The following is a 21,127-nucleotide window of genomic DNA, read 5'->3' on the forward strand; positions in this document are numbered from 1 at the left end:
GTGTCATTTAAGCAAATAAACCGTGAAAAATAAGTCTAAAACAGGCTCGTGTATTAATCGTGACCAGAGCTTAAGCCATTTTGGTTTAAATTCATGGGCTTTAGAATTTATAGCCGCTGATTAAAATTGGCCAGCCATTGTTCAGTGGCTTGCCATGGACTGCCTTGGCGACGACCTTTAATCATAAAATCAATGTCACATAATTGTTGCAACAAGTGCTCAATTCTAATTCGATTTAACCGATTTAATACCCGTTGAAAGGTGGCTTGTTGTTTTGGCCAGATCCGCATACGTTGATAATCCGCATTGGAAATATTACTGTTTTTTTCACGCAAAAAAGCCAACTCAGCCAATTGTCTGGTCAGGCTTTCTAAAGCCCAATGCACAATGACCGGCGAGGTGTCATTTTGTTGCAATGATCGCGCCACACGGATGGCCCGACCACTGTCACCATCCATAAGAGCATCCGTTAATCGGAACACATCGAATCTGGCATTATCCGCCACCAGACCTGCAATGTCTTTTATATCAAGATGCTGATCGCCGAAGCGCATTTTTAATTTTTCAAGCTCTTGCGCGGCTGCCAATAGATTGCCTTCTAAACGATAAGCTAACAGCCCAATGGCTTGCGCATCAATATTGAGTTTTAATTGTCGACAACGGGCGGCCATCCAATTGGGTAATTCTTTAACATCAGGTTGATAAACACGCATAAAGACACCTTCGTCTATGAAGGTTTTAACCCATTTGGTTTTATCATTGGCCATGGTCCATTCATCACAGCGAATGATTAACAGTATATCCACAGGTAAATTTTTAACAAACTCGGTCAGGAATTTAGAACCTTTTTGACCGGCTTTACCCGAGGGCATATGCAGATCTATGATGCGCTTTTCTGCAAACAGGGATAAATTGGCTGATGCATTTTGGAGATCGTACCATTGGAACTTGGTATCAACGATGTGCCGCTCTCGCTCGGTAAAGCCCTGCTCTCGGGCTTTTTTTAGTACCGCATCAAACGCTTCTTGTTTCTGTAATGGCTCATCACCCACCAACAAGTAACACTTATCCAACGTGTTATTAATACGAGATTGAAACTGGTTGGCGTAAAGTCGCATTAGGGTTGTGATTCAGCTGTTAGTATCTGACTGCTTTGATTCGCTAAATAGCGGATAATTATCTCAGCCATATCTTGGTACAGTTGCTCTCTTAACAACTGTTCTTCGCTTTGGGCGCCGGTAATTTGACTAATGTCAAAGGCATAATCTTTACTAATCTGTAAGCGTCTAGACGCTAACGCCAACTCACCGTCTATATAGACCTTAAAATCAAGTTGATAATCTAATCGGTATTCCTGCACACGATTATTCACACCAATGGATTGTACTTCTTTTCGCAGTTGGTTAAAGCCAATCACCATTAATGCATCGGCAGAATCCGTATCAACCAAATTAATGCCTTGATTGGTTAAGGCGGTAGCCAGCGGTTGATATAAGGGTGAGGTTAACGCCAGATTTAAATGTGTATTATTTAATGCCGGATGTAACTGGTAAGGCTGTTTTAAATGATAGCCACAACCAACAAATAGCAATACCGTACTTAAAAACAAAACACGAAAATAGATCATGAGACCACCACATTAACCAATTTTTTTGGCACCACAATAATTTTTCGAATGGTTTTGCCATCGACAAATCGCTGAACATTTTCTTCTGCCAATGCAATGGCTTCAACAGACTCTTTGTCAGCATCCGCAGCAACTTTAACTTTTGCCCGTAGTTTACCGTTAACTTGGACCACAATCTCAACCTCATCCTGAACCAATGCGCTGTTATCCACAACCGGCCAATCAGCTTCTGCTAACAGTCCTGTCTGCTCTAAATCTTCCCACAGCACTTGAGTTATATGTGGTGCGAATGGACTCAGCATTTTAACCAGCGTTAACCACCCTTCATGTAACAACGCCACACCGTTGCTACTGTCATCTTTGAATTTAGTCAGTGCATTGGTTAATTCCATCATCGCAGCTATGGCAGTATTAAAATGTTGTCGTTCATCAATATCACCGGTAACCTTGCCAATGGTTTGATGGATTTTATAACGTATTTGTTGCTGTTCAGACGTCATATTTTGTTTATCCAAAGAACCCACTTTGTGATTTTGTGCAATAAATTCCTGAACATTGTGCCATAAGCGATTCAGGTAACGAGAAGCCCCTTCAACACCTTCATCAGACCACTCCAGTGATTGTTCCGGTGGCGCGGCAAACATGGAAAATAAACGCACGGTATCGGCACCATATCGGTCAATTAAAGCTTGTGGATCGACGGTGTTGCCTTTGGATTTAGACATCTTAGCGCCATCTTTCAGTACCATGCCCTGAGTCAGTAAGCGTTTAAAAGGTTCATCCGAATTAATCAGACCTTGATCACGCAGGACCTTATGATAAAAACGGGCGTACAGTAAATGTAAAATGGCATGCTCAACACCGCCAATGTATTGATCCACCGGCAGCCAATAATCGGCTTCATCACTCAGCATTCCCTGATCATAGTCAGGACAGGTATAACGCGCATAATACCAGGATGATTCCATAAAAGTGTCAAAGGTATCGGTTTCACGGGTTGCCGGTTCATGACATTTTGGACACACAGTTTCATAAAATTCAGGCATTTTTTTAATCGGAGAACCACCGGTATCATCAAACACCACATCTTCCGGTAATATCACCGGTAAATCATTTTCTGGTACCGGTTGGGCGCCACATTTATCACAATAAATAATCGGAATCGGACAACCCCAATAACGTTGTCTTGACACGCCCCAATCACGTAAACGGTAATTTATTTGCAAGCGACCGGTACCTTTATCTTCAAAATAGTGCTGCATACGCTGAAAGGCCTGATCAAAATTCAGACCATCATACTCACCTGAATTGATCAGGATACCGTAGTCCGTTTCCGGTGTGGCTTGAATATCGCCATCACCTTCAATCACCCGTTTAATTGGTAAGTTATATTTCAGGGCAAATTCATGATCGCGTTCATCATGACCGGGTACAGCCATCACTGCACCGGTGCCATAAGACATTAACACAAAATTCGCTACCCACACCGGAATCTCCTCACCGGTGAGCGGGTGCACAGCGATTAAGCCGGTGGGCATACCTTTTTTCTCCATGGTGGCCATGGCCGCTTCATTGCTTTGTTCTTTACTGCACTGGGTTAAAAACTCAGCCAAATCAGGGTTGGTGGTTGCTGCTTTTAACGCCAAGGGATGTTCCGGTGCCACCGCCATATAGGAGACACCAAACAAGGTATCCGGTCGGGTCGTAAAAATACTGATGCGACCAAATTCAGGTACCTCAAAATCAAGCTCAAGGCCCTTGGACTTACCAATCCAATTCTTTTGCATGGTTTTAACTGAATCAGGCCAACCCGGCATATTGTCTAAAGACTGTAATAACTCCTCAGCATAATCCGTTATTTTTAAAAACCACTGCGGAATGGTCTTACGCACCACTTCTGCGCCTGAGCGCCAACCTTTGCCATCGATGACTTGTTCATTGGCCAATACAGTTTGGTCAACCGGATCCCAGTTTACAGTCGCATCTTTACGATAAACCAGGCCTTGTTTAAATAATTGCACAAATAACCACTGCTCCCAGCGGTAATAATCCGGATCACAGGTGGCTAATTGCCGAGTCCAGTCATAGGCAAAACCCAGTCTTTTCAATTGACTGGTCATTTCCGCCATATTGGCATAAGTCCATTTCGCCGGTGCAGTTTTGTTTTGAATGGCGGCATTTTCAGCAGGCAAACCAAACGCGTCATAACCGATGGGATGCAGTACATTTTTGCCCTGCATTTTTTGAAAACGCGCAATGACTTCACTTAAGGTGTAGTTTCTCACATGCCCCATGTGCAATTTTCCACTGGGGTAAGGGAACATGCTTAAGCAGTAATATTTTTCTTTATCGTTGTCAGGAGATACCCTGAAGGTCTGTTGTGTATCCCATAATTGTTGGGCATGTTGTTCTACTTTTTGTGGGTCGTACAGTTTCATTGTCAAGTCAGCAAACTCTATCTAAAGGCTAAAAACCAAAACCAGTAGTCAGCGTTAACTGAATACTGGTTTATACAAGCCGTAATTATAGTGTGCCTTGCACTGACATTCATGGATTTTTTTATGAGACTTCTTTGCACACGACCTTGATTGACAAAAAAAGGCTTTAATTGCTTAGCGGGTTCGCAAACGCATACCCAATTCAGTACTGTAACCAATTGATCGAGAAGCCAACTCACCCTGTTCGTTAATCACATAATAGGATGGGAAACCTTTAATCTTATAATCAAGCATTTGTTGTTCACCACCTATTAATACCGGTACCGCTAAATCCAGGTCAGCAACAAATTCCTCAACGGCAACAATTGATTCATAGGATTGCGCAATCATAAAAATCATGACATCCTCTTCACTACGCGCAGCGCGCAGATCATTTAAATTGGGTGCAGAAGCACGACAAATATGGCACCAGGGGGCAAAAAAATATACCAACACCTGACGACCACGATAATCAGATAACTGATAAGTATCGCCATTTAAGGAGGCTAAGTTAAAATCCGGCGCTTGCTGACCCTTGGCCGCTAAGGTGCCTTTATTTTGCCACCAAGAAAAAGCCACCAAAACCATAACAATAAATACCGCATCCATTAACAAAGCATTGTATTTATTTTCTCTGAGCTTCTTATAGGTCTTTAACATGTTGTGTCACTGAGGTGATCTGTGTGTAATCACAGCCTTGGACTTCGCCTGAATGAAATAGTTTAGAAATTTTGAATTAATCCAAAGTTTTATAAATATTTTAATATTTTGTTGTGATTAGCTCACTATTTTTGATGTTATTTTAAGCACAAATTGATGCGTATTAAACGATTTACGTTGAAACATGACAAATTACGTCATTCCCATGACGAATTGATATTTATGTGACCCAATTCACAAAAAAATAAATTTAATCGAGGACTATTTGCAAATATTCGCTTTTCTTGTGCTGTTTTTGTGATATAAATCACAAAATCTAAAAATAGGGTGTAAAAATGACCTCGAGAATCATACTTTCTTTTCTTATTTTAAATGTTTTAACGGCTTTTAGTGGCCAGAGTCAGGTGACACGAAGTTTTGAAGACCGTGTCAGTTATAACGTTAATGGTAATATTACCATGGCTGGTAATACCTTGTTGACATGTGATGCCAATGACTGGTGGTGTGATAATTATCAAAATGGTGAATATAATGGCTCGAATAGTACAGGGATGGTTTTTGTTAATGTTGACACCGCTGCAGGTTACAACAATTCCTCCAGCGCCAATTTAACCATTCCCAATGGTGCCACGGTTCTCCACGCTGAACTTTACTGGAGTGGACGTCATAACAGCACAGCCAATAATCGCGATAAAATCCGCATTAAAGCACCCGGTAGCAGCACATACAGTCAAGTAACAGCACATACCATTGATACCTTCACAACAGAAGGCGCTTCGGGATCTCGCCCTTATCAAGCTTCCGCTGATGTCACTCAAATTGTCGCCACCGGCGGTTCCGGCAATTATACGGTGGCCGATTTAACCGCCAAAACAGGTAATGACGGTTTAGGTTTTTATGGTGGTTGGGCCATCGCCGTTATTTATCAAGACAACAGCCAGCCCTTTAGACGTCTGATATTATTTGATGGTGCGGCTAAAATAACCGGCACCAATACTGTATCAATCAGCACAGACAATTTAGTGACGCCCTATTCCGGCAGTTTTAACACTTACTTAGGTGCTTTGGTTTGGGAAGGAGATCAATCCATTACCGGTGATGCCTTTGTTTTTGAAGGCAATACGTTAAGTGATTCATTGAACCCGGCCAATAATTACTGGAACAGCAGTATCACTTCTTTTAATTCACGGGTAACCACAAAAAATCCGGATTATGTCAATCAATTGGCCATGGATTTAGTGATGACTGATGTTTCTGGCTTGCTGTCAAACGGCAAAACCCAAGCCAACATCGACTTTGTGACCAACGGCGATTCTTATTTTCCGCATGTACTGGCATTTGTCACCGATTTATACCTGCCTGATTTTGATTCCAGCATGGATAAAACCGCCACTGATTTGAACGGTGGTCAGGTTGAACCCGGTGATGTCATTGAATATCGCGTTGCTTTTGAAAACACCGGTCAAGATGTGGCTATTAATACAGTTGTCACCGATGCATTGCCTGTTGGTTTGACTTATGTAGATAATTCTTTAGAAATTGTCACTGCATCGGCAGGTCCTGCCGGAGCCATGAGTGATTCTTCCGGTGATGACAGTGCCGAATACGATGCCAATAATCGCACCATTACTTTTTGGGTCGGCAACAACGCCGGGGCCAATCAAGGTGGTGATTTTCTACCCGGCGAATCAGCCGTGGTAAAATTTCAGGCCACCGTTGACAATCAAAACTCCGGTTCTTTAACCAACATAGCAACCATTGATTTTAATCCTCAAACAACGCCAAATGAATTATTAACCGCTGAAGATGATGCCATCATTAATGTGGTTGCATCAGCAGGTATTAATATCACAAAAACTGCGCAACTAACCATTGATAACGGCAATCCCGGAACGGCTGATGCCGGCGATGAAATTACTTTTAATATCAGTGTTGAGAATACCGGCAATATGAGTATGTCAAACATTGTATTAAACGATGACATGGCGCCATTGGGTGTAACTTGCCCAAGCAATAGTTTAGCGGCTTTTACAAGTATGAGCTGTGACAGCTACACCTATATGGTTACACAAAATGACATGAACACCGGTGGCACAATTGATAACACTGTTGATTTAACGGCTGTTGATGGTGCCAATAACAACCACCAGGACTCTGATACAACCCAAACGGTCATAACTTTATTGGCACCGGTGATTTCTTCACCAAGTGACAATGATTTGCTCAACGATAACACCCCAACTATCAGTGGCACCGGTCAGCCGGGTGCTCAAATTGATGTACTCACCAATCAAGGTGGCAGCTGTCAGGCCACTGTCAATCCTCAAGGTAACTGGTCTTGTGATATTTCACCGCCACTAACTGATGGCAGCGTTATTATTTCAGCCTTTGCCAGCGATGGCGGCAGTAATCAATCCGCCACCACTTCAGTAACCGTTGAAATAGATTCGCAAGCTCCTACAGCACCCAGCGTGGATGCACCAACCAACGGTCAACCCATTACTGGTACCGGCGAACCCGGTGCCACGGTAACAGTGACCACTGAAAGCGGCGGAGAATGTACCACTGTGGTACAACCCGATGGCAGTTGGTCTTGTACATTAACCGGTCCCTTTGCCGATGGTGATGACATCACCGTTAGCCAAGAAGATGCCGCCGGCAATACCTCCGATCCAACCATCGTTGCAGGTGGACTGGATACCCAAGCACCTGCTGTTACTATTACAGCGCCTGTTAATAGTGACTTAACCAACAATAATACCCCAACTGTGTCAGGCACCTCTGAAGCCGGTGCTGAGATTAGTGTTACCATTGGTGGTGTTGAAGTTTGTAGTACCACTGCCGATGTCAATGGCGATTGGTCTTGTGATGTACATCCGGCGGTTAATGACGGCTCGGTACAAATTGATGTCACTGCCAGCGATGTCGCAGGTAACACATCTAATCCTGAATCTGTCACCATTACAGTTGATACCATGAAGCCTGATGCGCCTGTCGTAAGTTCACCAAGCAATGGCCAGTCTGTCACCGGAACCGGTGAACCCGGTGCCACTGTCAATGTAACGACTCCCGGCGGTGCGTTTTGTAGCACCACCGTGCAACCAGATGGCACATGGTCATGTGCTTTAAACGGTAACTTAGTTGATGGTGATGACATTATTGCCACACAAACTGATCCGGCGGGTAATGAATCTGACCAAACCGAAATATCGGGTGGCTTAGATACCCAAGCACCTGCTGTTCCGACCATTGACACACCACAGAATGGGACCACCATCAACAATGCATCACCTGTCATCAGTGGTACCGCTGAAGCGGGCAGCACACTCACTGTGAGCGATCAAAGTGGTAACCCTGTGTGTGTGGCAGACGTAAATTCCTCAGGTCAATGGTCTTGTACCCCGATCTCACCATTAACCGACGGCTTACAGCAATTACAAGCCATAGCCAGAGATGCCGCCGGTAATGATTCAGATCCGGGCACTGTAAGCTTTACAGTTAACGCAGGTGCAGCCTATACCTTAGTAGTCAATGCATCTGCTGAGTTAACGACCACCGAAGCCGGTGGTAGCGACAGCTTCACTGTGGTCTTACCGCTGACACCATCCGCCGATGTCACCGTTGATATCAGCAGCAGCGATACCAGTGAAGGCACTGTATCACCAACTTCAGTGACCTTTACCACCGCTAACTGGAATCAACCGGTAACCATTACTGTGACCGGTGTCGATGACAATGACTATGATCTTGATCAGTCTTACACCATTAATTTCAGTCCTTTGAGTTCACAAGACAACAACTATAATGGCGCTCAAGTGAATTCAATCAATGCCGTGAATGAAGATGATGATGCTCGACCTGATTTATCCGTCTTTATTACCAATTGTATTAATGGCAGTTTGCCTCAACAATCGATTACTTACTATTTAACAGTTAGTAACGAAGGTAATAAAGCCATTCAAGGTGCTCGACTAACCACTCAGCTTCCTGAAAATATCACCACAGCAGAATGGGATTGTGCCACACAAAATGGCCAAGTGTGCAACCATCCCACGACTGGTCAAGGTGAGATTGATGAGCTGATTAATCTTGATGTGAACGAATCGATGATGTTTACCATGAATGCCAATGTCGATGGTTCACTGTATGACTTCATCGATGTCACTACTGCAGTTGTTATGCCAAGTGGTGAAACAGATGTTAATCCAACCAATAACCAGGCAGAGGACAGTGATTTGTTGTACCAGTTCCTCTATAAAGATGGTTTCGAATGTGCCGCACCCGGCACCATTGAATCCACCAATTTACAATTGGAGCAATTACTAAACCTCCAGTGATCCAGGGGGATGACCGCAACGGCGAAACGGTGATTATCATCGTTTCGCCGTTTTTTTGATGCCGCTTAAGATAATAATAGGTAAACTTAAGCTGTTTCTTGTTAAAATTAATTTTTTAACAAGAAACTGATTAGGTAAAAATGACTGAACAACCCATCTGGCAACCCAAACCACAGCATATTAAAGACAGCCAATTAAGCCGTTTCACGGACTTTGTTAATCAACAACATAATTTAACACTCAACGGCTATTCCCAATTACATGACTATTCAATTAATAACCGTGGTCAGTTTTGGCGCGACATTATTAATTTTTGTGGTGTTATTTATCATCAAGATGCTGTCCAAGATTTACAAGATGACGGTCACATGATTGAAGCGGAATGGTTTGCCGGCATGACACTGAACTTTGCCGAAAACCTATTACGCAAAAATGATGATGATTTGGCCATTAACTTCACCGATGAACAAGGCCAAACTGTTAATTATAGTTATCGAGAGTTACATCAAAAAGTCGCCCAAATTCAACAAAAACTAATGCAGTGCGGCGTCACCAGTGGCGATCGGGTGGTGGCTTTTATGCCTAACATTCCCGAAACCATCATGGCGATGCTGGCGGCCACTTCCTTGGGTGCGGTGTGGTCATCAACGTCGCCTGATTTTGGCATGAACGGCGTGGTCGACCGCTTTGGCCAAATTGAGCCGAAAGTTTTGTTTTGTGCCAACGCCTATTATTACAACGGTAAAACCCATGATTGTCTGGAAAAAGTCGGACATATTAACCAACAAATAAGCAGTATTGAACACATTGTGGTGGTTGATTTTGTCGAACAAACCAATGATACACTGCCGGATAATGCGGTTTACCTGAGTGATTGGTTGGCGAACACGGATAACACTGCACAAGTTGAATTCACACCGGTGGCGTTTGATCATCCACTGTATATCCTCTATTCTTCCGGCACCACCGGCAAACCCAAATGTATCGTCCATCGCACCGGCGGTATTTTGTTACAGCATTTAAAAGAACTGCAAATCCACAGCAACATCACCAGCGACAAATCACTGTTTTATTTCACCACCTGTGGCTGGATGATGTGGAACTGGTTGGTGTCAGGACTGGCCACCGGTGCCACCGTGGTGCTATATGACGGCTCGCCGTTTTATCCTGACGGTAACCGCTTGTTTGATTTAATTGATGCACAAAAAATCAGCCATTTTGGCACTTCAGCCAAATGGATTTCTGCGGTGGAAAAAGCCGGTTTAAAACCCAAAAAAAGTCATGACTTGTCGAGCCTTGAAACCATTTTTTCTACCGGCTCACCATTATTACCGGAAAATTTTGATTTTGTTTACCGTGATGTTAAACAAGATGTCTGTCTGTCTTCGATTTCAGGTGGTACCGATATATGTTCATGTTTTGCCTTGGGCTGCAGCGACTTACCGGTCTATCGCGGTCAATTACAATGTTTGGGTTTGGGCTTATCTGTTAAGGTCCTGGACGAAGATAAAAAAAGCCTTATCGGTGAACCGGGTGAACTGGCTTGCGACAAAGCCTTTCCTGCGATGCCGGTTTATTTTTGGCACGATGAAAATAACGAGAAGTATAAAGCGGCTTATTTTGATAAATACCCGGATATTTGGTGCCATTCAGATCGAGCCGAAATCACCCCACAAGGCGGCATGATTATTTATGGTCGTTCTGACACCACCTTGAACCCGGGTGGCGTACGCATTGGTACCGCAGAAATATACCGACAAGTGGAGAAGCATACTGAAATCTTAGAGAGTATTGTGGTCGGCCAGGAATGGGGTGATGATACCCGGGTTATTTTGTTTGTGGTAATGCAAAAAGGTTATCAATTGGATGATGAATTGATTAAACAGATTAAAACCACCATCCGCCAAAACACCACTCCACGCCATGTCCCGGCGAAAATTATTGCAGTCACCGATATCCCAAAAACCATCAGTGGGAAAATGGTGGAATTGGCGGTGCGTGATGTGATTCATGGTAAAGAAGTGGCTAACACCGATGCGCTGGCCAATCCTGAGGCTTTGGATTTATACAAAGACTTACCGGAATTAAACAGCTAACTATGAAGCGTTTGGAACAATTGGATCAGATTCTACAAGATCGGCGCTCACCGATAACAGTTGAGCAGCTGATGGATCGGCTTAATTGTTCCAAAGCCACCGTTTACCGCCGTATTAACGAACTGAAAACTCATTACCAAGCACCCATATTACAGGATGATGAGCACCGTTTTTACTACGATAAAAAAGCCAACTTTGCCCTACCCGGTATCCGTTTTACGGCTGAAGAAGCCCAGGGCTTATTAATGGCCGCCGATATTCTCAATAAATTACACGGTGACAATCTGGCGGCACCCATTGCGCGCATAACGAACGGTATTGCTGATTTGCTGGCAGAACAAGGGATTACCAACCAAAAGCTGATTCAATTTATTCCAACCCTGGTGAGAAAAGCCAGTCCTCAGATTTTTTTAACCGTTCTGACGGCGTTACAACAGCAAAAAAAACTCAACATGACTTACCGATCACGTCAGGGATTAACATCACAACGCTTGGTATCGCCTCAACATTTGACATATTATAAAAATAATTGGTATCTGGACGCCTGGTGCCACAAGAAAGAAGGTTTGCGGTTATTTGCTGTTGAACTTATTGAACAAGCCCAGGTTGATATAGAACGCAGTCAGCAACATGATAAAGATGAATTACGTCAACATTATGCCAATAGCTACGGCTTGTTTGCCGGTAAGGCCACCGAACATGCCAAAATCCGCATCGATTTACAACAAGCGCCTTGGGTAGAAAATCAAATTTGGCATTCGGGACAAAAAATTGTTGAACAAAAAGGCCACCATTTAGTCATTGAAATCCCCTATCAACATGATGCTGAATTGTTGGCCGATATTCGCCAATTGGGTGAAGCCGCAGAAATTCTAGCGCCGGTGAGTCTACGTCAAACCATGCAGCAAGATTTGCGAAATACCTTAGCTCACTATAATCAACCTGCGTCATGACAAAATCCAAGCGACGTCGACAACGAATCATTGGTCTTTTTTTCTTAATCGGCATGGTGGTTTATTTTGTGGCTCTTTTGTGGGTACTGCCAAGCTGGCTCAAAGCCCCCATCAATAATCGGCTGAAGGAACAAAATTTGCAGATTGATTACCAAAAATTATGGATTAATCCGCTGACCTTGAATATTCATATCAATGATTTATCCGTAAAAGATTTATCTCAAACCAACATACTGAGGGCACAACAAGCTCATATTGACTGGCATATAATTCCATTAATGCAAGAACAAGTAGACATACAAAAGATTCGATTAGAACATGCGCACTTAAACATTGTTTTTGATGAGCAAAACCAACTTATCAGCCCAAAGTTATCGCAATCAAACAATGAGCCCAGTGTCTGGCAGATCAACTTTGGTCAACTTGACATTATAGACAGTGTTGTCACTGTAACAAGACAACAACAACAATTTAAAGTTACTGATATCGACGTTGATATTAACTTATCTGATATAACTAACGAAGAATCCATGTTTGTCAGCCTAAAAACACAACCTGATGGCGAACTAAAAATCCAAAAAAAGCCCGCTGGAAATCAAGATTTTCATTGGCAGCTGTCCGACTGGCCACTGACCAGTTTAGCCATGTGGTTACCGGCAGAATTTTCCGAGACAAACATAACAGGTCTGCTCAGCGCACAAGGTGTTTTAAGGTGGCCGAAAAATCAACAACCAATCATGCAAATATCGAATTTCACTGTACATATGAGTCAATTACAATGGCCACCATTAAACCTGGTAGAAACCATTTTTGAAGGCCAAGCCATAACTGTCGATTTCAATACCTATAACGCAGACATTGGCCAAATCAGTAGTAACAAAGGTCAACTCATGGCCAATATTGACCCTCTAAATATAATGGAATACTTTCCTGAATCAGAATCATCAGATGCCAGCTGGACATGGCAATTACAGAATTTATCACTCACCGATTGGCAGATCAGTTTAGCGGAACAAAAGCCCCCTGTTATAGCACAAATACAAGAGCTGTCTTTAACAGAACAAAAAGGTGTGCAGATTCTTACCATGGCTGGTCATTTAACATCACCCTTTGAACATCCAGTCAATATAAGTACCAGTGGTTTTCTCAACCCAGTTCGTTTAAAGGGAGAAATTGTTGCTTCAGAGCTTGATTTATCACGTATGAACCCTTGGCTTGTTGAGTTGAGTCCTTGGCAAATACAACATGGCGAACTAACAGTTAATAGTGCGTATTGTTTTCAACAAGGCGTCATCAGCACGCAAGGCATGTGGCAATTACCAGACTTAATGGCGAGTGATAACAAGCAACAAGTTAAAGCCCAACAGTTGAATCTGGCGTCAATCGTTATTGATAGCAATCACAGGACATTGTCGTTAAACGACATCACCACTAACCAAATCGAGGTCCGCCAAATGGATGAAGAAACTTTGACTAAAGGTGAAAATATTTTAAACCAAGCACCACCGCCACAAGTCGAGGGCCTGTGGCGGGTGCTCATTGATCATGACAACACAAAGGCTTGTCACTTTTAGTTTTCTTTAACCACTTCAAATACCGGCACATATTCGCTGCCGGGCAATTTCATGCGTTTTTGATCGATAAAGGCTTTTAGCAGGGTATCGAGTTTATCCATCAGTTCGGTTTCACCGTGTATTTGATAGACGCCATGTTCCATCACCTGCTGGCGACCAAACTCTTTTACATTACCGGCGACAATACCTGAAAAAGCTGCCCGTAACGAGGCGGCCAATTCACCCAAAGGTCGATCACGATAGAGCTTCAATGACGCCATATTTTCATGGGTAGGAATAAATGGAAATTGTAATTTCTCATCGATGTGTAAAGCCCAGTTAAAGTAATAACTGATTCTGTTGCGACTGCGGTGCAGTTTAACCGCGGACATACCAGCCATCATTTTCACTGCCACTTGCTCAGCATCATCAATGATGATTTCATACAAATCAGCCACCTCATCACCCAAAGTAAAGCGTATAAACTCATCAATTTGATAAAAATAGTCTGCTGACTCTTTCGGACCTGTCATAATGAATGGGAAGGGAATACCTTGGTTTTTTTTGTCGGATAGAATACCGATTAAATACAGAATTTCTTCTGCTGTTCCCACACCGCCGGGAAACACAATAATGCCATGACCCAGTCGCACAAAGGCTTCCAGACGCTTTTCAATATCCGGCATAATCACCAAATTATTGACAATCGGATTGGGCGCTTCAGCGGCAATAATACTGGGTTCAGTCAAGCCCACATAACGGCCATTGTCTATACGTTGTTTGGCGTGACCGACACTGGCACCTTTCATTGGCCCTTTCATGGCACCGGTACCACAGCCGGTACAGATGTGTGCGCCCCGTAAACCCAGTTGATAGCCCACATCCTTGGTGTACTGATACTCCACGCGATTAATGGCATGACCACCCCAACAGACCACCAAATTAGGCTCTAAGCCATACTCATGAACTTCAGCACGACGCAGTATTTCAAACACGTAATTGGTGATATCAAAAGGCTGTTGTAAATCGAAGCTGTTAACTTCTGCTTGGGCACTTTGAAACACGATGTCTCTTAATACCGCAAAAATAGAATCCCGAATACCGGAAATCATCTTGCCATCGACAAAAGCTTGCGCCGGGGCATTGGTAAATTGCAAATGAATACCACGCTCCCGCGGAATCAATTTGACATTAAAATCCGGGTAGCGTTGAAGTACCGCCATGGCATCATCATCACTGGCGTCATGGTTTAACACCGCCAAACAGCATTTTCGGAACAACTCGTGAACACCGCCCTGACCAACGGCCATCATGCGGTTAATTTCCTCTTGTGACAATAAAGTCATACCACCCCGAGCGGCAATGGTACATTTATCAATGGTTTTTATATCGTTATAATTCATAATTTTTTCCTTTTTTTATAGTTATATGAGACTGCTTTATAACCTAATTAGATTTAATTCTGGTTAAATAGCGGGTCAAAAAAGATATTTTTTTGACTAAAAAGCCGACACTGATGGCCGGCTTTCTAATGGGATATGGAGTACTCCATAGCTTATTATAACGCTTTCGGATCTGAAAAACCATGGCCAAAATCAAATCCAAACAACCACAACGATTAACTTGCTTTAAAATTTAAAACCTCTGAACAATCAGTTTCATTTGCTTCCTAGACCACTTACAATCAACAGATTGAAACCTTAACTGTAACCACAAAATAATATGTTTGAATTAACGTTATTGATGCTTTTAGGTTTTATTATTGCCTATTGGTACAACCAAACCAAAGCCATAGAAGAAGTGCGTCGTTACGGTAAACAGTTAACCCGTGAGCGCGGCTATGCGTTTTTAGACGATTCAGTGGTGCAACAAAAAATTAGAATAAAGCCACGTTTAGGCCGTATGGCTTTGTTACGGGTTTTTGATTTTGAATTCTCTGACGTCAACGCTCAGCGCCACAGCGGACACATTAAGCACCATGGCGGAATCGTTATTGAGGTTCAATTCAACCGCGGTAACGACATTGAAACCCTGCGCTTACAAAATTTTTAACCATGACCTTATTTAAAGTTCTGTCTTACGCCAAAGCTTTTAAACGTCAGGCCATCTGGGCGTCAATCTGCTCGGTGGTCAATAAATTATTTGATATTGCCCCGGAAATTCTGATTGGTATTGCCATTGATGTGGTGATTCAAAAAGAAGACTCCTTTGTTGCCCGAATGGGCGTGGTAGAGCCTCAGCATCAGTTATTTTTATTGGGTTTTTTAACCTTACTAATTTGGTTTGGTGAGTCTCTATTTCAGTTTTTATACCTTAAAAATTGGCGCGAACTGGCACAGAAAATTCAACACCGTTTCCGCGTGGATAGTTATCGTCACATTCAAAATATGGATATGGCGTTTTTTGAAGAGCAACCCAGTGGTCGCTTAACAGCGATTCTTAATGATGATGTTAATCAATTGGAGCGCTTTCTTAATGTGGGTGCCAACGATATTTTGCAGGTATTGACGTCGGTATTGGCCGTGGGTGCGGTGTTTTTTGTGTTATCCCCAAAATTAGCATTATTGGCTTTTACTCCAATTCCGCTGATAATTTTCGGTGCCTTTTATTTTCAAAGAAAAGCCGAACCTTTATATACCAAAGTACGTTCCACCGCAGGCAAATTGGCTGCAGCCATTAACACCAACATTACCGGCATTGCCACCATTAAAAGCTTCACCAAAGAACAATACGAACAACAACGTATCAGTGCCATCAGCGAAGACTACGTTAATGCCAACAAAGCCGCCATTAAAGTCAGCTCTGCATTTACTCCGGTGATTCGGATGGCTATTTTAATGGGCTTTTTGGCCACCTTTATAATTGGTGGTTTGGATACTTTGAAGGGTGATTTGGCTGTGGGTGCTTATGGTGTACTGGTGTTCTTGACTCAGCGATTATTATGGCCTTTTAGGAGTTTAGCCATCACCATGGATTTATACGAGCGTGGCATGGCTTCAGCGCGACGCATTCTTAATTTATTGGATCAACCAATCACCATTCGTTCAAGCAAAGAGGCTAAACAGATTTCACTGAGCGGTGATATCTGCTTTGCCGACATTAAATTCACCTATCCCGGTCAGCACACGGCTGCTGTACGTGACATTAACGTTCATATCAAAGCCGGTCAAACCGTGGCCTTTGTCGGTCAAACCGGTTCCGGTAAAAGCACCCTTATTAAGTTATTGATGCGCTACTATCATACTGATACAGGCAGTCTATGTGTGGACAACCACCTCATTGACACTATTGATCTCAAATATTTACGTGCTCAAATCGGACTGGTTTCGCAAACCACCTTTTTATTCAATGACAGTATTTATACCAATATCCTCTATGGTAACCCAAGTGCCGATGAGTCAGCAGTTTATCAAGCAGCCAAACAAGCCGAAGCACATGGATTTATCAGCGCCCTTCCCCAAGGCTACAACACCAAAGTCGGTGAACAAGGCAGTAAATTATCCGGTGGACAGATTCAACGCATAGCTTTGGCTCGGGCTCTGTTAAAAGACCCACCGATAATGGTTTTAGATGAAGCCACATCGGCGGTAGACAACGAAACCGAAGCCGCTATTCAAAAGTCACTGACAAACATCGGTCATGGACGAACGGTTATTGTGATTGCCCATCGACTGTCGACTGTGGTCAACGCAGATTGCATATATGTCATGGATCAAGGGCAAATTATCGAATCCGGTGATCATCAGACACTCTTAAATCAAAATGGTCGCTATCAAAACCTATGGGCGATTCAAACCGGCGCTATGCGTTCATAACACCAAGGTAAAAAACATGAAAGCTGCCAAGAACACAAAGACCAAAATGCTAAACCAATCCATCATGACTTTATAACGCGGATTGGTCATTTGTTTTTGACCGAGCTGAGCAGTCAACCATGCCACCAGAGCAAATGCAGCGAAACTGCATACAATAAAAATAACCGCCAACAAAACAATGCGAAGCTGATAGCCGGCAACATCTAATTGTGCGAACTGGGGAAAGAAAGCCAAAAAAAACAGCAACACTTTGGGGTTGCTGATGTTCATAATAATACCACGCCAAAACCGCGATCGATTTTGATTGGATACCAATACCTGCGCTGAACCCGCCGCACCATTTTGAGAAACCGATGCGTGCCGCTCTTTAAAAGTCATCCAGGCTAAATATAATAGATATAACATACCGAATGTGGCCATCAACCGCATGGCACCGGGCATCGCGATAATTAAGGCTGAAACGCCTAACAATAAGAGTAAAGTATGAAACCAGACACCTGTAACCAGTCCGGAGATAAATAATAAGGCGGGTTTCAGACCTTCACGGGCTGACAGGGTAATCACCATTAACATATCGGGACCCGGTGTGAAGGCCAGAATCAAGGAAGCTAAAGCAAAACCCAGGTATAAGGACAAAGCTTATTCAGTAGTCTATTGGCTCAACTTCATGGACATAGTCGCCCAACAATTGCCATAGGGCCACCTGTTTGTCTTCAGGAATGGCGATGAAATGTAGCCCCAGTTGATTGTTATCAATACGGGTTACTTTTGAGGACACATGGATGTTGAGCGTTTCATTGACCACAATTTCTAAGATACAAATGGACTCTAAGCTGATATCTCTTACCGATTTATCTTCTATCAGCTCCACCAAAATTCCAGTGGCTGAAATATTGATAACGCGGGTTACATAAGAATGACCGTTAAAAAGCAATAAACAAGATGCATCCATCTTCTTTCTGGCGTACCTAACATCTTGGCGATTGTCCATAACTAACCTCTAAAAAATTCTATCACTCTGGCTTCATATAGGGAAATAACAATACATCACGTATAGAAGCCGAATCTGTGAACAACATCACTAAACGGTCAATGCCGATGCCTTCTCCGGCCGTTGGCGGCATGCCATACTCTAAAGCCCGAACATAATCTTTATCATAATGCATGGCTTCATCATCACCGGCTTCCAGATTGGCCACCTGTTGGTGGAACCGTTCTGCTTGGTCTTCCGGATCATTTAATTCAGAAAAACCATTGGCTATTTCATGACCACTAATAAACAACTCAAATCGGTCAGTAAATTCCGGATTATCATCGGAACGACGCGATAAGGGCGATATCTCTATTGGATATTGTGTCACAAAAGTGGGCTGAATAAGTTTATCTTCCACATAAATATCGAACAATTCTGCAATCAAATGCCCTTTTGAGGCGTTTTTATCGTAACCAATACCCTGTTGTTCGAAGTAATTTTGTAATTGTGACAAATTATTACACTTTTCCTGTGTTAAATCGGGGCTATATTTGACCACTAAATCCGTCATGGTTTCTCGAGCAAACGGCTTTGAAAAATCCAACTCTATACCTTGATAGGGAACCACTGTCTTACCAAGTACAGTTTCTGCTAAATGCTTGAACAGGATTTCGGTTAAATCCATGAGGTCAAGGTAGTCACTATACGCCCAATAAAACTCCATCATGGTGAATTCAGGGTTATGTTTTGTTGAGACACCCTCGTTTCTAAAATTTCGATTAATCTCAAAAACTTTCTCAAAACCACCCACCACCAAACGCTTCAAAAATAACTCTGGTGCCACCCGTAGATAGAGCTCCAGATCAAGCGCATTATGATGCGTGGTAAATGGTTTTGCCGCTGCACCACCCGGTATAACATGCATCATGGGTGTTTCCACTTCCAAAAAGTCATGTTTTTCCATAAATCGACGCAGTTCTGATATTAATTTAGAACGGGTTTTAAATACCTGTGCCGAATCAGCGTTCATGATTAAATCCACATACCGGCGTCTATAGCGGGTTTCCTGATCAGATAATCCGTGAAATTTTTCCGGCAAGGGGCGCAGTGATTTTGTCACCAAATGTAAGGAATGTACTTTGACGCTTAATTCGTTGGTTTTGGTTTTAAAGAGGACGCCTTCTCCGGCAATGATGTCACCAACATCCCACCCTTTGAATGCCTCAAATGTGTCTTCACCGACACTACTCAGTTGCACAAACAACTGAATATCTCCGGAGACATCACGCAACACCGCAAAACCACCTTTACCGAACAAACGTTGACTCATCATACGACCAATGACCTTAACAGGCACATCTTTTTCAGCCAATGTGTCTTTATCGTATTGATCATACAAAGTGTGTAACTTCGCTGCCACATGGCTACGTCTAAACTGATTCGGAAAAGCCACTTCTTGCTGCTCACGAATGTGTTGAAGCTTTTGACGTCGTTCGGTAATTAATTTATTTTCTTCACTCATGATTATCGTGTCTCGGTTAAACCCCTTGTTTTAAACTGGCTTCAATAAACTTATCCAAATCACCATCAAGAACGGCTTGGGTGTTGGTGTTTTCTACGCCGGTACGGAGGTCTTTAATACGTGATTGATCCAGTACATAGGATCGAATTTGACTACCCCAACCAATATCAGATTTGTCGTCTTCCACGGATTGTGACTGTTCGTTTCGTTTTTGCATTTCCAATTCGTACAACCGTGATTTTAATTGTTTCATGGCAGCGGCTTTATTTTGGTGTTGTGATCGACCATTTTGACACTGTACCACGGTGTTGGTTGGTAAATGAGTAATACGCACAGCCGATTCAGTTTTATTAACGTGCTGACCACCGGCACCGGATGAACGATAAACATCAATGCGTAAATCAGCGGGGTTTATATCCACTTCAAAGTCATCATCCACTTCAGGTGAAACAAAAACCGCCACAAAACTTGTATGACGTTTATTATTAGAATCAAAAGGAGATTTTCGCACCAGCCGGTGAACCCCGGTTTCGCTGCGTAACCAGCCATAAGCATAATCACCTTCAACTCTAATGGTGGCAGATTTAATACCTGCCACATCACCGGCGGAGACTTCCATTAATTCGGCTTTCCAGCCACGAGATTCAAACCAGCGCAAATACATACGCAATACCATATTGGCCCAATCCTGTGCTTCGGTACCTCCGGAGCCGGATTGAATATCCACAAAGGCATTATTGGCATCCATTTTGCCTGAGAACATTTTTTGGAATTCCATGCGTTCCACTTTTTGTTGAATGTCTGCCAGCATTTTCACCACTTCCTGGAAACTATCAGCGTCTTCTTCCTCATCCACCAAACCCAAGAATTCCTCGGTATCAGTTAAGGCAAGTTGCAAATCATCCAAAGTGGAAACCACATGGTCTAAAAGAGCCCGTTCCTTGGACAGACTTTCGGCTTTTTCCTGATTATTCCAGACATCAGGGTTCTCTAATTCTAAATCAACTTCTTCTAAACGTTCTTTCTTACCATCATAGTCAAAGATACCTCCTCAACGCATCGACACGTTGTCTGAAGTCATCAATTTGAGCCTCTTGCGGGGCAGTTTCCATAA

15 protein-coding genes are annotated in these 21,127 nt (G+C 43.0%); 6 read left to right on the forward strand and 9 right to left on the reverse strand.

Going from position 1 to position 21,127, the window contains the following annotated elements; translation table 11 throughout:
- Positions 1–107: 107 nt before the first annotated feature.
- The 4 genes from holA to OS173_RS10385 all read right to left on the reverse strand — a co-directional run bounded on the left by holA (position 108) and on the right by OS173_RS10385 (position 4,764).
- Complete coding sequence (holA, locus tag OS173_RS10370; RefSeq protein WP_267184216.1) at positions 108–1,118, reverse strand: DNA polymerase III subunit delta; 1,011 nt, start codon at positions 1,116–1,118, stop codon at positions 108–110.
- Positions 1,118–1,627, reverse strand: coding sequence for an LPS-assembly lipoprotein LptE (locus OS173_RS10375; RefSeq protein ID WP_267184217.1), 510 nt, complete (start codon positions 1,625–1,627; stop codon positions 1,118–1,120). Before OS173_RS10375 ends, holA begins: the two co-directional genes overlap by 1 nt.
- Positions 1,624–4,065: a leucine--tRNA ligase gene (gene leuS, locus OS173_RS10380; RefSeq protein ID WP_267184218.1), complete on the reverse strand. Its 2,442-nt coding sequence runs from the start codon at positions 4,063–4,065 to the stop codon at positions 1,624–1,626. The genes OS173_RS10375 and leuS overlap by 4 nt, the downstream gene beginning before the upstream one ends.
- Before the next feature lie 174 nt (positions 4,066–4,239).
- On the reverse strand, positions 4,240–4,764 hold the full coding sequence (locus OS173_RS10385) for a peroxiredoxin family protein (RefSeq protein WP_267184219.1): 525 nt from the start codon (positions 4,762–4,764) through the stop codon (positions 4,240–4,242).
- 335 nt (positions 4,765–5,099) lie between these two features.
- On the opposite strand from OS173_RS10385, the gene OS173_RS10390 reads away from it, so the two are divergent.
- The 4 genes from OS173_RS10390 to OS173_RS10405 all read left to right on the forward strand — a co-directional run bounded on the left by OS173_RS10390 (position 5,100) and on the right by OS173_RS10405 (position 13,724).
- Positions 5,100–9,101 (forward strand): Ig-like domain-containing protein, encoded by a 4,002-nt coding sequence (locus OS173_RS10390; RefSeq protein ID WP_267184220.1) that lies wholly within the window; start codon positions 5,100–5,102, stop codon positions 9,099–9,101.
- Between the two features lie 140 nt (positions 9,102–9,241).
- The gene (locus OS173_RS10395; protein WP_267184221.1) at positions 9,242–11,197 is read left to right on the forward strand and encodes an acetoacetate--CoA ligase; all 1,956 of its coding nucleotides are present in this window, start codon (positions 9,242–9,244) and stop codon (positions 11,195–11,197) included.
- A gap of 2 nt (positions 11,198–11,199) precedes the next feature.
- Positions 11,200–12,150: a helix-turn-helix transcriptional regulator gene (locus OS173_RS10400; RefSeq protein ID WP_267184222.1), complete on the forward strand. Its 951-nt coding sequence runs from the start codon at positions 11,200–11,202 to the stop codon at positions 12,148–12,150.
- Positions 12,147–13,724, forward strand: a complete 1,578-nt coding sequence (locus OS173_RS10405) for a DUF748 domain-containing protein (RefSeq protein ID WP_267184223.1) — start codon at positions 12,147–12,149, stop codon at positions 13,722–13,724. Before OS173_RS10400 ends, OS173_RS10405 begins: the two co-directional genes overlap by 4 nt.
- On the opposite strand, the gene ppnN is transcribed toward OS173_RS10405, so the two are convergent.
- Complete coding sequence (gene ppnN / locus OS173_RS10410) at positions 13,721–15,106, reverse strand: nucleotide 5'-monophosphate nucleosidase PpnN (RefSeq protein WP_267184224.1); 1,386 nt, start codon at positions 15,104–15,106, stop codon at positions 13,721–13,723. The two genes, OS173_RS10405 and ppnN, sit on opposite strands and share 4 nt — an antisense overlap.
- A 319-nt stretch (positions 15,107–15,425) precedes the next feature.
- Here ppnN and OS173_RS10415 point away from each other — a divergent pair, with 319 nt between their 5' ends.
- Both OS173_RS10415 and OS173_RS10420 read left to right on the forward strand, forming a co-directional pair.
- Complete coding sequence (locus tag OS173_RS10415; RefSeq protein ID WP_267184225.1) at positions 15,426–15,755, forward strand: DUF3301 domain-containing protein; 330 nt, start codon at positions 15,426–15,428, stop codon at positions 15,753–15,755.
- A gap of 2 nt (positions 15,756–15,757) precedes the next feature.
- Complete coding sequence (locus tag OS173_RS10420; RefSeq protein WP_267184226.1) at positions 15,758–17,518, forward strand: ABC transporter ATP-binding protein; 1,761 nt, start codon at positions 15,758–15,760, stop codon at positions 17,516–17,518.
- Here OS173_RS10420 and OS173_RS10425 read toward each other — a convergent pair.
- The 4 genes from OS173_RS10425 to prfB all read right to left on the reverse strand — a co-directional run bounded on the left by OS173_RS10425 (position 17,513) and on the right by prfB (position 21,125).
- Positions 17,513–18,154: a LysE family translocator gene (locus OS173_RS10425; RefSeq protein WP_267184227.1), complete on the reverse strand. Its 642-nt coding sequence runs from the start codon at positions 18,152–18,154 to the stop codon at positions 17,513–17,515. The genes OS173_RS10420 and OS173_RS10425 overlap by 6 nt on opposite strands.
- A gap of 7 nt (positions 18,155–18,161) precedes the next feature.
- A complete protein-coding gene (locus tag OS173_RS10430) occupies positions 18,162–18,509 on the reverse strand; it encodes a PilZ domain-containing protein (protein ID WP_267184228.1) in 348 nt (115 codons plus the stop codon).
- Between the two features lie 22 nt (positions 18,510–18,531).
- Entirely contained in the window at positions 18,532–20,013 is a 1,482-nt protein-coding gene (lysS, locus tag OS173_RS10435) for a lysine--tRNA ligase (RefSeq protein WP_267184229.1), read from the reverse strand.
- A gap of 16 nt (positions 20,014–20,029) precedes the next feature.
- Positions 20,030–21,125, reverse strand: a protein-coding gene (gene prfB, locus OS173_RS10440; protein ID WP_267184230.1) for a peptide chain release factor 2 whose coding sequence is annotated in 2 segments (ribosomal slippage) — positions 20,030–21,052 and positions 21,054–21,125 — 1,095 coding nt in all. Because the reading frame shifts where the segments join, the coding sequence is not laid out codon by codon here.
- Positions 21,126–21,127 lie beyond the last annotated feature (2 nt).

Source organism: Marinicella gelatinilytica (assembly GCF_026410405.1).
GTDB classification, from domain to species: Bacteria; Pseudomonadota; Gammaproteobacteria; order Xanthomonadales; family Marinicellaceae; genus Marinicella; species Marinicella gelatinilytica.

Excerpts from the sequence above, each read along its gene's own strand:
- holA (WP_267184216.1), bottom strand. The coding sequence starts at position 1,118 with ATGCGACTTTACGCCAACCAGTTTCAATCTCGTATTAATAACACGTTG.
- OS173_RS10375 (WP_267184217.1), bottom strand. The coding sequence starts at position 1,627 with ATGATCTATTTTCGTGTTTTGTTTTTAAGTACGGTATTGCTATTTGTT.
- leuS (WP_267184218.1), bottom strand. The coding sequence starts at position 4,065 with ATGAAACTGTACGACCCACAAAAAGTAGAACAACATGCCCAACAATTA.
- OS173_RS10385 (WP_267184219.1), bottom strand. The coding sequence starts at position 4,764 with ATGTTAAAGACCTATAAGAAGCTCAGAGAAAATAAATACAATGCTTTG.
- OS173_RS10390 (WP_267184220.1), top strand. The coding sequence starts at position 5,100 with ATGACCTCGAGAATCATACTTTCTTTTCTTATTTTAAATGTTTTAACG.
- OS173_RS10395 (WP_267184221.1), top strand. The coding sequence starts at position 9,242 with ATGACTGAACAACCCATCTGGCAACCCAAACCACAGCATATTAAAGAC.
- OS173_RS10400 (WP_267184222.1), top strand. The coding sequence starts at position 11,200 with ATGAAGCGTTTGGAACAATTGGATCAGATTCTACAAGATCGGCGCTCA.
- OS173_RS10405 (WP_267184223.1), top strand. The coding sequence starts at position 12,147 with ATGACAAAATCCAAGCGACGTCGACAACGAATCATTGGTCTTTTTTTC.
- ppnN (WP_267184224.1), bottom strand. The coding sequence starts at position 15,106 with ATGAATTATAACGATATAAAAACCATTGATAAATGTACCATTGCCGCT.
- OS173_RS10415 (WP_267184225.1), top strand. The coding sequence starts at position 15,426 with ATGTTTGAATTAACGTTATTGATGCTTTTAGGTTTTATTATTGCCTAT.
- OS173_RS10420 (WP_267184226.1), top strand. The coding sequence starts at position 15,758 with ATGACCTTATTTAAAGTTCTGTCTTACGCCAAAGCTTTTAAACGTCAG.
- OS173_RS10430 (WP_267184228.1), bottom strand. The coding sequence starts at position 18,509 with ATGGACAATCGCCAAGATGTTAGGTACGCCAGAAAGAAGATGGATGCA.
- lysS (WP_267184229.1), bottom strand. The coding sequence starts at position 20,013 with ATGAGTGAAGAAAATAAATTAATTACCGAACGACGTCAAAAGCTTCAA.